General features: G+C 64.0%; 11 protein-coding genes and 1 pseudogene. 1 reads left to right on the top strand and 11 read right to left on the bottom strand.

Annotation, left to right across the window (positions count from 1 at the left end; all coding sequences use genetic code 11):
* Position 1: 1 nt before the first annotated feature.
* The 10 genes and pseudogenes from recO to rpoE (XANALMUS060_RS18070) form a co-directional block, all read right to left on the bottom strand.
* Positions 2-772: a DNA repair protein RecO gene (gene recO, locus XANALMUS060_RS00385; RefSeq protein ID WP_045736685.1), complete on the bottom strand. Its 771-nt coding sequence runs from the start codon at positions 770-772 to the stop codon at positions 2-4.
* A 232-nt stretch (positions 773-1004) separates the two neighbouring features.
* Positions 1005-1904 (bottom strand): GTPase Era, encoded by a 900-nt coding sequence (gene era, locus XANALMUS060_RS00380; protein ID WP_045728353.1) that lies wholly within the window; start codon positions 1902-1904, stop codon positions 1005-1007.
* Entirely contained in the window at positions 1901-2581 is a 681-nt protein-coding gene (gene rnc / locus XANALMUS060_RS00375; RefSeq protein ID WP_045729177.1) for a ribonuclease III, read from the bottom strand. The genes era and rnc overlap by 4 nt, the downstream gene beginning before the upstream one ends.
* Positions 2571-2948 (bottom strand): DUF4845 domain-containing protein, encoded by a 378-nt coding sequence (locus tag XANALMUS060_RS00370; protein WP_045736684.1) that lies wholly within the window; start codon positions 2946-2948, stop codon positions 2571-2573. Before XANALMUS060_RS00370 ends, rnc begins: the two co-directional genes overlap by 11 nt.
* Before the next feature lie 20 nt (positions 2949-2968).
* Positions 2969-3769, bottom strand: coding sequence for a signal peptidase I (gene lepB, locus XANALMUS060_RS00365; protein WP_045736683.1), 801 nt, complete (start codon positions 3767-3769; stop codon positions 2969-2971).
* A 121-nt stretch (positions 3770-3890) separates the two neighbouring features.
* Positions 3891-5684, bottom strand: a complete 1794-nt coding sequence (lepA, locus tag XANALMUS060_RS00360; RefSeq protein WP_045736682.1) for a translation elongation factor 4 — start codon at positions 5682-5684, stop codon at positions 3891-3893.
* Between the two features lie 163 nt (positions 5685-5847).
* Entirely contained in the window at positions 5848-7386 is a 1539-nt protein-coding gene (locus XANALMUS060_RS00355) for a DegQ family serine endoprotease (RefSeq protein WP_045736681.1), read from the bottom strand.
* Between the two features lie 100 nt (positions 7387-7486).
* Positions 7487-8458: an RseA family anti-sigma factor gene (locus tag XANALMUS060_RS00350; protein WP_045736680.1), complete on the bottom strand. Its 972-nt coding sequence runs from the start codon at positions 8456-8458 to the stop codon at positions 7487-7489.
* Positions 8455-9075 carry an RNA polymerase sigma factor RpoE gene (gene rpoE / locus XANALMUS060_RS00345; protein WP_045736679.1) on the bottom strand — a complete coding sequence of 207 codons (621 nt, stop codon included), beginning with the start codon at positions 9073-9075 and terminating at the stop codon, positions 8455-8457. Before rpoE (XANALMUS060_RS00345) ends, XANALMUS060_RS00350 begins: the two co-directional genes overlap by 4 nt.
* A gap of 58 nt (positions 9076-9133) precedes the next feature.
* Positions 9134-9589, bottom strand: a pseudogene (gene rpoE, locus XANALMUS060_RS18070) (RNA polymerase sigma factor RpoE); the annotation flags it as partial.
* A gap of 237 nt (positions 9590-9826) precedes the next feature.
* Between rpoE (XANALMUS060_RS18070) and XANALMUS060_RS00335 the strand changes: the two are divergent.
* Entirely contained in the window at positions 9827-11890 is a 2064-nt protein-coding gene (locus XANALMUS060_RS00335; protein ID WP_045736677.1) for a 3-hydroxyacyl-CoA dehydrogenase NAD-binding domain-containing protein, read from the top strand.
* Positions 11891-12070: 180 nt separating this feature from the next.
* Here XANALMUS060_RS00335 and XANALMUS060_RS00330 read toward each other — a convergent pair whose 3' ends face one another.
* Positions 12071-13063: a cation diffusion facilitator family transporter gene (locus XANALMUS060_RS00330; protein WP_045736676.1), complete on the bottom strand. Its 993-nt coding sequence runs from the start codon at positions 13061-13063 to the stop codon at positions 12071-12073.
* Positions 13064-13137: the final 74 nt, after the last annotated feature.

Raw genomic sequence — 13137 nt, 5'->3', positions numbered from 1 at the left:
GTTAGGACTCTGGCGTTCCCATTGCCAGATCCGACGATGCGCCTCCCAGCGGGATCGGCTTGCGCAGTAGATCCTCGAGCATTTCCCACGACTTCAAACCACGCCCGCCGAGGTGATGCAACAGCACCACACGCATGCTGCGACGCAAGCCGGGCAAGTCCTCGGCGACCGGCGGGGTATCGTCCGCCAATGCCAACAGCGCACGTCCGGTGGCCATACCGCTGCGCTGGTCGTGGCCGTGATCGCGCAGCAGTCGCCTTGGCCCGTGTTCGGGATCGAGCGCGTAGCGCGCCGCCGGATCGATTGGTGTGCCGTCGCCGTCGTGGCGCAGGTCGAACCATACCCCCAGCGCCTCCAGCAAATCGCGCTCGAAACACCGCAACGACCAGGCCAATGGCGCCTCGGCGGCCAGACGCGCGCGGACGCGTGCGTAGGCCAGGTACACGTCCGGTGCCGGGTCGTCGCGCGGCGCCAGGCGCAGGGTCAGTTCGTTGATGTAGAAGCCGGCGAGCATCGCCTCGCCGCTGAGTCGCGGCGCCGTGTCCAGCGGTTCGGCCGCACGCAGCTGCGCCAGCTCGCCACGGCGCTGGGCACTGAAGCGGATCGACTGCAGCGGTTGCAATGTCGCACGCAACGCTTGTTTTTTGGGCCCCTGCACGCCTCGTGCCAACACACCAAGCCGGCCGTGGTGAACGCTCAGGATTTCGAGCAACAGGCTGGTCTCACGCCAGGGACGCGCATGCAGCACAAAGCCGGGTTCGTGTTCTATCAAAGCCGGTTCTCGGGACCCGAGAACCGGGACGCGGGAAAAGCAGCAATCAGACGCCGGAAAGCGCGCGAGCAACCGCGACCAAGAACGCGATTGCCGTGGATTTCTCCGATTAGTGCAGCGCGCGGTCGCAATGACGGGACGCGCTCATGGCGGGATGCACGCAAAAAAACATGGCAGAAACCGCTGCCTAGGCTTCTCCCGGGCCCCGGGTCCGGCGTCCCGCGTCCCGGCTTCATTCGTACCCGAACGCCTTCAGCGCCGCTTCGTCGTCCGACCAGCCCTCGCGCACGCGGACCCAGGTCTCCAGGAACACTTTGGCACCGAACAGGCGCTCCATCTGCTGCCGGGCCTTGGCGCCGATGTCCTTCAGGCGGGTCCCGCCCTTGCCGATGACGATCGCCTTTTGGCCTTCGCGCTCGACCCAGATCACCGCGCCGATGCGCAACAGTGCGCCATCCTCGGCGAAGCGTTCGATCTCCACCGTGGTGGCATAGGGCAGTTCCTCACCGAGCTGGCGCATCAGTTGCTCGCGCACCAATTCCCCGGCCAAAAAGCGCTGACTGCGGTCGGTGATCTCGTCCTCGCCGAACATCGGCGGTGCTTCGGGCACCAGCGCCAGCAAATCGCGCACCAACGCATCCGTGCCTTTGCGCTTGAGCGCGGAGACCGGATGCACTGCGGCGAAACTGCGGCCTTCGCTGACCTGCCGCAGGAATGGGAGCAACGCGGTTTTGTCCTTGAGCCGGTCGACTTTATTGACCACCAACACCACCGGAATTCCAGCATCGCCGAGAACGTTGAATGCCAGGGTGTCTTCTTCGTCCCAGCGTCCGGCTTCGATCACCAGCAGGCCGGCATCCACGCCTTCCAGTGCACCACGCGCGGCGCGGTTCATCACTCGGTTCATGGCGCGCTTGTGCTCGCGATGCAGACCCGGCGTATCGACCAGCAGCAATTGCCCAGCAGGAAAACTGGCGATGCCCAACAGCCGGTGTCGCGTGGTCTGCGGCCGGTTGGAGACAATACTGACCTTGGCGCCAACCAGGGCGTTGGTCAGGGTGGACTTGCCCACGTTGGGGCGGCCGATCACCGCCACGCTGCCGCTACGGTATGGAGTCACTGCGTCGTTCACTTGCTCGAATCCAATTGCTCGATGACAGCGGCGGCGGCCTGTTGTTCGGCCAGCCGTCGCGAAGTGCCCTCGCCCTCGGCGACGAGGACAGGCTCGGTGAGTACACAACGTACACGGAATCGCTTGGCGTGCTCGTCGCCAGTCTCGCTGATCAACTCGTAGGCCGGCAACGCCCGCTGCCGCGCCTGCAACCACTCCTGCAGGCGGGTCTTGGCGTCTTTCTCCGGCTTGCCCACCGGCAACGCCGCCAACCCGCTCTCGAACCAGGGCAGGATCCTCGCACGGCAAGCCTCGAAGCCAGCGTCGAGATAGATCGCCGCGACCACCGCTTCGAGCGCATCGGCCAGGATCGAATCGCGCCGATGCCCACCGGATTTCATCTCGCCAGGCCCCAGGGTCAGACGCTCGCCCAGTTCCAGTTGCCGACCAATCGCAGCCAGCGATGCCTCGCGCACCAATTCGGCGCGAGCGCGAGTCAGCGCACCCTCGTCGGCCTTGGGCCAGCGCTGATACAGCGCCTCGGCGATCAGCAAGTTGACGATGCTATCGCCAAGAAATTCCAGCCGCTCATTGTGCGGTGCGCCGGCGCTGCGGTGGGTCAGCGCCTGCGCCAGCAACTGCGGCTGGAGGAAATGGTGACCGATGCGGTCACCACGCAGCACGGTTTTACTGCCCACCACGCGTCGTCAGATCCTGGGTTGCGTCGAACTTGCCGACCACGTCCAGGTTAGCGATCAGCGGACGGCGCACTTCGTAGCCCACGTGCATTTTCACACCTGTGTCGGTACGTTCGAATGTGACGTCTTCAGGCTTCACGTTGTCCGCGTTACTGATATCCAGGCGACGAAACAACGACCTCTTCGCCTCTGCCGGATCCATCTGCGCACTACCAGGTTCGGCCGCGAGCCCCTTCATCGCCGAACGCACAGCGTAGAACTCCAAGTACATCGGAAACAGCTTCATGCCGATGTAGATGAAGAATCCGACCACCGCCAACACGACCGCGAACGAGGTCAAGGTGATCCCACTTTGTTTATTTTGCATCGCGTTTCCCCTCACGCACGTTACTGGATGACCGTTCCGATCCGCGACGGATCGAAACTGCCGTTACACAACCACCCTTCGCAATTGAACCAGATCAAGAACGCCTTGCCACGCAGGTTTTCCTCGGGCAGGAAGTGGGTCTGGGTCCAAAAGCGGCTGTCTTCGCTATTGTCGCGATTATCGCCCATCACGAAGTACTTGCCCGGCGGCACCACCCAGTCGCCCTGGCCGGCCGGCATATTGCGACCCAGCCACTCCAGCTCGGTGTGGGTCCGACCCGGCAGGTACTCGGTGAGCAAGGTCGCACCGGTCATTTCCACGCCTTTGCCCTTACCCACGTATTCGCCGATGACCTTGTACTTCATCGGCGCACCGTTGATGTACAGGGTGTCGCCGTGGAAGCCGATATGATCGCCCGGCAGGCCAATGATACGTTTGATCCAGTTCTCTTCCATATTTTGCGGTGGATTGAACACCACCACATCGCCACGTTTGGGCTCGCTCACTGGAATCACCTTTTTGTTGGTGATCGGCAAACGTAAACCGTAAGCGAACTTATTGACCAGGATGAAATCCCCGATCAACAGATTCGGCATCATCGAACTGGAGGGGATCTTGTATGGCTCGGCGATGAAGCTACGCAGGATCAACACCACCGCCAACACCGGGAAAAACGCCCGCGAGTAATCCACGAGCACCGGCTCGGTGTCGAGCAAATTGGCGCGCGCGGCGCGGCGCTTGGCGAAAAATAGCTTGTCGAGCAACGTCACGATGCCAGTGGCGAAGGTCAGGACCACCAGCGCGATTTCAAACCATTTCATTCTGCTTCCTTCGGAACGGGACGAGCAGCCAGTGGCCGCGACAAAACGTGGAGGGAGTGACGACGCCAAAGCCCGGTCGATCCAGACCGTTTGCACGGCCACCGGCACCCTGCGCCATGACTTATTTGTTGTCCATCTGCAACACAGCCAAGAACGCTTCCTGGGGAATTTCCACGCGACCGACCTGCTTCATGCGCTTCTTGCCTTCCTTCTGCTTTTCCAGAAGTTTCTTCTTGCGCGAAACGTCGCCACCATAGCACTTGGCCAGCACGTTCTTGCGCATGGCCTTGACCGTGGTGCGCGCGATGATCTGCGAGCCGATCGCCGCCTGGATCGCCACGTCGAACATCTGCCGTGGAATCAGATCCTTCATTTTCTCGCACAACTCGCGACCACGCCGGTCGGCATGGCTGCGATGGGCGATCAACGACAGCGCATCGACCTTGTCGCCATTGATCAGGACATCCACGCGCACGAACGGACCGGCCTCGAAACGCACGAAGTGGTAGTCCAGCGAAGCGTAGCCACGGCTCACCGACTTGAGCTTGTCGAAGAAATCCAGCACCACCTCGGCCATCGGCAGCTCGTAGCTGATCTGCACCTGGCTGCCCAGATAATTGATGCCGATCTGGCTGCCGCGCTTCTCTTCGCACAGCTTGATGATGTTGCCGATGTATTCCTCGGGCGTGAGGATATTCGCGCGGATGATCGGCTCGCGGATTTCCTCGACCATGTTCAACTGCGGCAGCTTGGCCGGGTTGTCCATGTTGATGATCGCGCCATCGGTTTTCAGCACTTCGTACACCACCGTCGGCGCGGTGCTGATCAGATCCAGGTTGTATTCGCGCTCCAGACGCTCCTGCACGATCTCCATGTGCAGCATGCCGAGAAAGCCGCAGCGGAAGCCGAAGCCCATCGCCTCGGAACTTTCCGGCTCAAAGCGCAGCGCCGCATCGTTCAGGCGCAACTTGTCCAGCGCCTCGCGCAGGTTCGAATAGTCCTCGGCATCGACTGGAAACAGGCCGGCGAACACCCGTGGCTGCATCTCCTGGAAACCCGGCAGCGGCTTGGTGGCCGGGTCGCCGGCCTGGGTGAGGGTGTCGCCGACCGGCGCGCCGTGCACGTCCTTGATGCTGGCGGTGACCCAACCGACCTCGCCGGCGGCCAGCTTCGGCAACACTTTGCGTTTTGGCGTGAACACACCGACGCTGTCCACCTGATGGGTGCGGCCGGTGGACATCACCAGCAGCTTGTCGCCGGCCTTGATCTCGCCCTGCATCACCCGCACCAGCGAGACCACGCCCAGGTAATTGTCGAACCAGGAATCGATGATCAACGCCTGCAACTTGTCGGTGTCGCGCGGCACCGGCGGCGGAATGCGCTGCACGATGGCCTCCAGCACATCGCGCACGTTCAGGCCGGTCTTGGCGCTGACCGGAACCGCGTCGGTGGCGTCGATGCCGATCACCGCCTCGATCTCGGCCTTGGCCCGCTCGATGTCGGCGGTCGGCAGGTCGATCTTGTTCAACACAGGCACCACTTCCAGGCCCTGCTCCACCGCGGTGTAGCAGTTGGCCACCGATTGCGCCTCGACCCCCTGCGCCGCGTCCACCACCAGCAGCGCGCCTTCGCACGCGGCCAGCGAGCGGCTGACTTCGTAGCTGAAGTCGACATGGCCCGGAGTATCGATGAAGTTCAAGTGGTACACCTGCCCATCCTGCGCGGTGTACGGCAGCGACACGGACTGGGCCTTGATGGTGATCCCGCGCTCGCGCTCGATCGGGTTGGAGTCGAGCACCTGCGCCTCCATCTCGCGCGCCTGCAGGCCGCCGCACAGTTGGATGATGCGATCGGCCAAGGTCGATTTGCCATGGTCGACATGGGCGATGATGGAGAAATTGCGGATGTTCCGCATCGAATCAGAGGACATGAGGTGGGCGGCGGCCAGAACCGTCGTCAGGATAACGGGGCATTATCGCACGGCCGGCGGCAGACGGTCGCCGACCGCATCCAGCCCCGGGAACGGCCCATCCTGGACCGCCCCCGGAACACCGCCCAGCCGCAGCCGGGGGCCAGACTCAGCCGCCGGCACGCACCGCGACGAAGCTGGTGGTGTTGCGGTAGCTGATCAGCAGCATCACCACATCGCCCTTCTTGTAGCCGCTCAGTTGCTGGTTCAGCGCGGCCACGCTCCCGACGGTGGCGCGCCCGACCTGCAGGATCACCATGCCCGGGACCAACTGCGCGTCGCGAGCCGAACGGCCTGTCACTGCAGTGATCCGCACACCCTTGCCCGGCTCCAGACCCAATTGCTTATGCGTAGCGGCATCCACATCGGCCACTTCGATGCCCAGCAACGCATTGGCGCCACGAGCCGGGGCGGCATTGTCGGCCCCTGCACTACGCGCGTTGGCGGTGCGGTCGTCGGTCAGCGCGGTCAACTGAACGCTGATGTCGCGCGGCTTGCCGTCGCGCAGAATGCTCAGACGCACCTTGGTGCCAGGCGGCAACAAGCCGATCATCGGCGGCAGGTCGCTGTAAGACTGAATATCCTTGCCATCGATGCTGCGGATCACGTCACCCACCTCGACCCCGGCCTTGGCGGCCGGACTGCCGACCGGGATATTGTTGACCAGCGCGCCGCGGGTATCCGGCAGCCCCAGGCCCTGCGCCTTCAGACTGTCGATCGGGCCCACCTGCACGCCGAGCATGCCGCGACTGACGTGCCCATGGGCCTTGATCTGCTCGGCCGCACTCATCGCCAGGTCGATCGGGATCGCGAAGCTGATGCCCATGTAGCCACCGGAGGCGGAGAAGATCTGCGAATTGATGCCCACCACTTCGCCGCGGGTATTGAGCAACGGGCCGCCGGAGTTGCCTTGATTGATCGCCACGTCGGTCTGGATGAACGGTACGTAGCGCTGATCGGCGTAGGGATTGCTGCGGCCGGTGGCACTGACAATGCCTGCGGTGACCGAATGATCCAGACCGAACGGCGAGCCGATCGCCACCACCCACTGACCGGGCTTGAGCAGGTTGGAATCGCCGATCCGCACCGTCGGCAGGTTCTTGCCGTCGATCTTCAGCAACGCCACGTCGTATTGCTGGTCGCTCCCCACCACCTTGGCGGTGAATTCGCGGCGGTCGGTGAGTTTGACCTTGACCTCGCTGGCACCCTCGACCACGTGATGGTTGGTCAGCACATAGCCGTCGGAGGAAATGATGAAGCCCGACCCCATGGAACGGCCAGCGGGCGCACCATCGTCATCGTCCGGCGCACGCCCGCGCGGCTGTGCAGGCATGCCCGGCATGCCGTCCGGCCCGAAGAAGCGGCGGAAGAATTCGGGAATCTGGTCGTCGTCGGGCATACCGCCATCGGAGCGCGCAGCGGCGGCGCGACGGCTGATGGTGGATTCGACATTGACCACGCCGGGCCCGACCTGCTCGACCAACCGGGTGAAATCGGGCAGGCCACCGACCAGTTGTGGCGCTGGCGCCGCCTGCGCGGCTGGCGGCGGCGCGGTGGACGCACTGGGTGCGTGCTGCTGCGCGCAGGCGGCCAACGGCAGGGTCAGGGCCAACAGGCCCAGTAGATGGTGGCGGATACGGTGAGTCATCGGACGCGAGCCTCCGGTTCGGAAAGAGGAAAAACGAGGGGGACGATGCCGCAGTCAACGCGCGCCGGGACGAAGCCAGGACTCCGACCGACGCACGCGATCAAGGCTGTTGCGCAGGTGGCGAAGCGACAGCCGCGCCTGCGGACACCTGCGGTTCGAACGGGTAAAACGCCGCCGAGGAGTTGCCTTGACCAGGAAAACTGGCGGTGAACTCGCTGCCGGAAGCTGCCTGCGGCAGCTTTGAGCGCGGCCAAGGTCGCGGCTGCAAGGCGGGCGTCGCATGCCCGAATGGATCGCCTTCGCGCTGCGCAATCGCCGTCGCAGCGACTGCAGGAACGGCAAACGAGGGAGCGGCCTGCACCGGCGCGGCGACCGCAGGTGTCGCGACGGCAACCGCACGCGCGGGATGCTCAAGCGCAACGGCGGCGGCGGCACGCTCCACTTGTGCACGGCGCATCTCATCGTCACGGGCCTCGGCCTCCTGACGTCGATGGGTTGCGATCGCCAACGCCGGGGCAGCGGCAACAGCGGCGGCGAGATCGCCCTGCGGATCGACCGGCGTCGGCCGGGGCGCAGGAAGCCGCGACGGCGATGCAACGACCGCAGACGCCGGCGTGACCGCGCTGGCGACCTGCGCCGGCGGCACTGCGGCGGGCACGTCGGGCAGACGCTCGCCGGTCACGAATAAAGCAAGCCCCGCGACCGAAGCGGCCAACGCCACACCGCCGCTCCAGCGCCATGTCCGACGCTTGCCGGCGGCACCGAGCCGACGGGCGTGCACTTGCTGCGATGCCTCGGCCGCGACCGCCTCACGCACACGGGCACTGAAATCCGCTGGCGCCGGTACGCTGACGCGACCACGCAGGATCTCCCCGCACAATTGCCAACGCTCGTGGCAGCCGGCCAATTCCTCATCGTGCTGCAACCGACGCAACACGAAGCGCGCCTCGTCAGCCGGCAACTCGCCATCGATCAAGGCGGACAACTGCTGCCGGTAATGCAGTTCGAACTTGTCCGGGACCACAGTGCCGGGAGGCGGCGTGGGCTGGGGAAAAGACGTGTTCTCGGTCATACGCGGTGTCGCTCACGGGTGGCGCTGTCGGTATCCAACAGGGGACGAAGTTCGGCGTCGATGGCTTCACGCGCACGGAAGATGCGCGAACGCACCGTCCCGATCGGGCAACCCATCTTCTGCGCGATATCCTCGTAACGCATGCCGTCCACCTCGCGCAGGGTGATGGCGGTACGTAATTCTTCCGGCAGGGCATCGACCGCCTGCATCACCGTGCGTTCCAACTCGTGACGCATCAGCTCGCCTTCTGGCGTATTGGTGTCGCGCAGACGCGCGCCGCTGTCGAGCTGCTCGGCATCGGGGACATCGATATCGTCGGTGGGCGGCCTGCGTTTATGGGCAATCAGGTAATTCTTGGCGGTATTCACGGCGATCCGGTGCAACCATGTAGAGAACTGAGCATCGCCGCGGAAGCTTCCTATCGCGCGGTAAGCGCGAATGAAACTGTCCTGGGCCACGTCCTGACATTCGCTCCAGTCGGCGATGTAGCGCCCGATCAGGCCGACGATCCGGTGCTGGTACTTGCGCACCAGCACATCGAACGCCGCGCTTTCGCCGCGCTGCACACGCCGGACCAGTTCCGAGTCCAGCTCCTGGGATGTTTCGACATCGGCCATAACGGGCCGCACTCCTGTCAGCCCAACCTACGTCGGACCGTATGACCGCCAATTCGGGGGTGATGGCGGTACGTAATTCTTCCGGCAGGGCATCGACCGCCTGCATCACCGTGCGTTCCAACTCGTGACGCATCAGCTCGCCTTCTGGCGTATTGGTGTCGCGCAGACGCGCGCCGCTGTCGAGCTGCTCGGCATCGGGGACATCGATATCGTCGGTGGGCGGCCTGCGTTTATGGGCAATCAGGTAATTCTTGGCGGTATTCACGGCGATCCGGTGCAACCATGTAGAGAACTGAGCATCGCCGCGGAAGCTTCCTATCGCGCGGTAAGCGCGAATGAAACTGTCCTGGGCCACGTCCTGACATTCGCTCCAGTCGGCGATGTAGCGCCCGATCAGGCCGACGATCCGGTGCTGGTACTTGCGCACCAGCACATCGAACGCCGCGCTTTCGCCGCGCTGCACACGCCGGACCAGTTCCGAGTCCAGCTCCTGGGATGTTTCGACATCGGCCATAACGGGCCGCACTCCTGTCAGCCCAACCTACGTCGGACCGTATGACCGCCAATTCGGAAAAAAGTTCAGCGGCCCCCAACGGACCACCACCCCACCACGTTAACCAGAAGTCCGTTAGGCTGGCGCAAGACCAGCGCTCGCAAGACCCGCGTCAATGCCGATGCTTTGGATTTGACGCGATGGAAACGACCTCTGGATGATAACGGCCTTCTCCATACACACACGAATGGTCCCCCCATGCTCTCAAGCTTCGATGGGCTCCGATTCAGTCACTGGCAAGCGGACATCCGCGACGACGGGATCGTCGTACTCAGCCTCGATCGCCAGGACGCGCCCGTCAATGCGCTGTCGCAAGCCGTCTTGCTGGAACTGGACGAGCTGCTCGACCGCATTGCCATCGATCCGCCCAGGGGCGTGGTGATCCGTTCGGCCAAGTCCAATGGCTTCATCGCCGGGGCCGACCTCAAGGAGTTCCAGGAATTGGACCGCCGCGGCACCGTCAACGACGCGATCCGGCGCGGCCAAGCCACCTTCCAGAAGCTGGCGGAACTCCCCTGCCCCACCGTGGCGGCGATCCATGGCTTCTGCATGGGCGGCGGCACCGAGATCGCGCTGGCCTGCCGCTTCCGCGTCGCTTCCAACGATGCGTCCACGCGCATCGGCCTGCCCGAGACCAAACTCGGCATCTTCCCCGGCTGGGGCGGCAGCGCACGCCTGCCGCAGCTGATCGGCGCACCTGCGGCGATGGATCTGATGCTCACCGGGCGTACCGTATCGGCAACAGCGGCGCGGACGCTGGGCCTGATCGACAAGGTCGCCGCGCCAGCGGTGCTGACCGATCACGCGGTGGCGCTGGCGCTGTCCGGCAGCGCACGGCCATTGCCGCAACGTGTCACTGCCTGGGCCACCAATACCTGGCTGGCGCGCAAGCTGCTGGCACCGCAGATGCGCAAGCAGGTCGCGCGCAAGGCACGAAAAGAACACTACCCAGCGCCGTATGCGTTGATCGACGTATGGGAGCGTAACGGCGGCAGCGACATCCAGACACGCCTGGACGCCGAACGCAAAGCGGTGGTCAAACTGGCCGGCACCCCGACCGCGCGCAACCTGATCCGCATTTTCTTCCTCACCGAACGACTCAAGTCGCTGGGCGGCAAGGAACACGGCATCGGCCACGTACACGTGATCGGCGCTGGCGTGATGGGGGGCGACATCGCGGCGTGGTCGGCCTACAAAGGCTTCGAGGTGACCCTGCAGGACCGCGAACAGCGCTTCATCGACGGCGCGCTACGCCGTGCCGGCGACCTGTTCACCAAGCGCGTCAAGGACGACAGCAAGCGCCAGGAGGTGGCGGCCCGCCTGAAGAGCGATCTGAGCGGTGATGGCGTGTCCACAGCCGACTTGGTGATCGAAGCCATCATCGAAAACCCGCAGGCCAAGCGCGACCTGTATCAAACACTGGAACCACGGATGCAGCCCAACGCGCTGCTCAGCACCAACACCTCCTCGATTCCGTTGAGCGAGTTACGCGAACACCTCCAGCGCCCGGCACAGTTCGGCGGCCTGCATTACTTCAACCCCGTGGCGCAGATGCCATTGGTGGAAATCGTCTGCCACGACGGCCTGCCGACGGAAAATCAAAAACGCCTGGCCGCATTCTGCAAGGCGATCGACAAGCTGCCTGTGCCGGTCGCCGGCACGCCGGGATTTCTGGTCAACCGGGTGCTGTTCCCGTACATGCTGGAAGCGGCCACCGCGTATGCCGAAGGCATTCCCGGCCCTGCGATCGACAAGGTCGCGGTGAAGTTCGGCATGCCGATGGGCCCGATCGAACTCCTGGACACCGTCGGCCTGGACGTGGCCGCTGGCGTCGGCGCGGAGCTGGCACCGTTCCTGGGGCTGCCGATTCCGGCGGCGCTGCAGACGGTGGAGCCGGGCAAGCGCGGCAAAAAGGACGGCAAGGGCCTGTACGTCTGGGAAAACGGTCGCGCCAAAAAACCCGAATTATCCAACGACTACCGCGCGCCGGACGATCTGGAAGACCGCCTGATCCTGCCGTTGCTCAACGAAGCCGTTGCATGCCTGCACGAGGACGTGGTCGCCGATGCCGATCTATTGGATGCCGGGGTGATCTTCGGCACCGGCTTCGCGCCGTTCCGTGGCGGCCCCATCCAACACATCCGTGCCACTGGTGCCGACACCCTGCTGGCACGCTTGCGCATGCTGCAAGCGCGCTACGGCGAGCGCTTTGCACCGCGCCCAGGTTGGGACTCGCCGGCATTACGCGAAACGGTGGTTTGAGATTCCACCAAGCCCACATGTTTGCAAACGCGAGGGACTGTCGCGGGTGCGTGGATTGAAGTTTGTCATTGAACCGTTGGGCGATCTCGCGACGCATGTCGCGCACTGACTCCCAACTACGTTGATCGCGACGCAACGCAGTGGAAACCGTGCGCGGCTACTGCCACACAACAGAGCAATTCAAATATGCGGAGGCGTCTGCGCACGACCATGCCGGTGGTCGTGGTCGTGGTCGTGGTCGTGGTCGTGACCATCATGGTCGTGGTCAACGCTCGCCGCCGGAGTACCGCACGGTGCCGCACCGCAGTGACCGGCCTCCATCTGCAAGGTGATGTGATCGATACCGAAACGTTCGTGCAACTCATCGCGCAAACGCGCACGCAACCCATCACCATCGATGCCCTGAGCAAACACCACATGCGCCGTCAACGCCGGCGTACTGGACGCCAGCGCCCAGATATGCAAATCATGCACGCTCGCCACGCCCGGCACCGCATGCAGATGACTGCGCACCGCCGCCATGTCGACGCCGTTGGGCACGCCTTCCAGCAGCACATTGACCGCCTCGCGCAATAGCACCCAGGTCCGCGGCAGCACCCACACCCCGATGAGGATCGCCAGGACCGGATCGATCCATTTCCAGCCGGTGAGACGGATCGCCAACGCGCCGACAATCACCGCCACCGAACCGAGCATGTCGCTCCACACTTCCAGATAAGCGCCTTTCATGGTCAGACTATCGCCACTGCCAGCCTTGAGCAGGCGCATCGCGATCAGGTTGACCAACAAGCCGAACGCGGCGATGCCGAGCATGCCGACTGTCGCGATCTGCTGGGGTTGATGGAACCGCTGCAACGCCTCCCACAAGATATAACCGGCCACCACGAACAACAGCGCCGCGTTGACCAGCGCCCCCAACGCTTCCAAGCGCACATAGCCGTAGCTGCGCCTGGCATCGGGCGGACGCCGACTCAGCCGCACCGACACCAAGGCAATCATCAACGCCAACGCATCAGTGGCCATGTGCGCGGCATCGGAAAGTAACGCCAGGCTATTGGTGACAAGCCCCCCGACCACCTCCACCATCAGGAACATGGCCGTCAAACCGAGAGCCCACCATAAAGGCGCTTCGTGGCGGATCTGAGTCGGCGCGTGGTTGTGGTCGTGTCCCATGGAACACCTGGCAACGAAGCGATAAAGAAAAGTGGACACCACCATACGCCGGCGCCAACACGGAGACTATTACA

The sequence above is a fragment of the Xanthomonas sp. MUS 060 genome (genome assembly GCF_000963215.1).
In the GTDB taxonomy this organism is placed as follows: Bacteria; Pseudomonadota; Gammaproteobacteria; order Xanthomonadales; family Xanthomonadaceae; genus Xanthomonas_A.
This window is presented reverse-complemented; position numbering and strand designations above follow the sequence as displayed.

What these genes read in the sequence shown, in the direction of transcription:
- XANALMUS060_RS00335 (WP_045736677.1), top strand. Translation starts at nt 9,827, where the DNA reads ATGCTCTCAAGCTTCGATGGGCTCCGATTCAGTCACTGGCAAGCGGAC.
- lepA (WP_045736682.1), bottom strand. Translation starts at nt 5,684, where the DNA reads ATGCGGAACATCCGCAATTTCTCCATCATCGCCCATGTCGACCATGGC.
- XANALMUS060_RS00350 (WP_045736680.1), bottom strand. Translation starts at nt 8,458, where the DNA reads ATGACCGAGAACACGTCTTTTCCCCAGCCCACGCCGCCTCCCGGCACT.
- XANALMUS060_RS00330 (WP_045736676.1), bottom strand. Translation starts at nt 13,063, where the DNA reads ATGGGACACGACCACAACCACGCGCCGACTCAGATCCGCCACGAAGCG.
- XANALMUS060_RS00355 (WP_045736681.1), bottom strand. Translation starts at nt 7,386, where the DNA reads ATGACTCACCGTATCCGCCACCATCTACTGGGCCTGTTGGCCCTGACC.
- rpoE (WP_045736679.1), bottom strand. Translation starts at nt 9,075, where the DNA reads ATGGCCGATGTCGAAACATCCCAGGAGCTGGACTCGGAACTGGTCCGG.
- lepB (WP_045736683.1), bottom strand. Translation starts at nt 3,769, where the DNA reads ATGAAATGGTTTGAAATCGCGCTGGTGGTCCTGACCTTCGCCACTGGC.
- XANALMUS060_RS00370 (WP_045736684.1), bottom strand. Translation starts at nt 2,948, where the DNA reads ATGCAAAATAAACAAAGTGGGATCACCTTGACCTCGTTCGCGGTCGTG.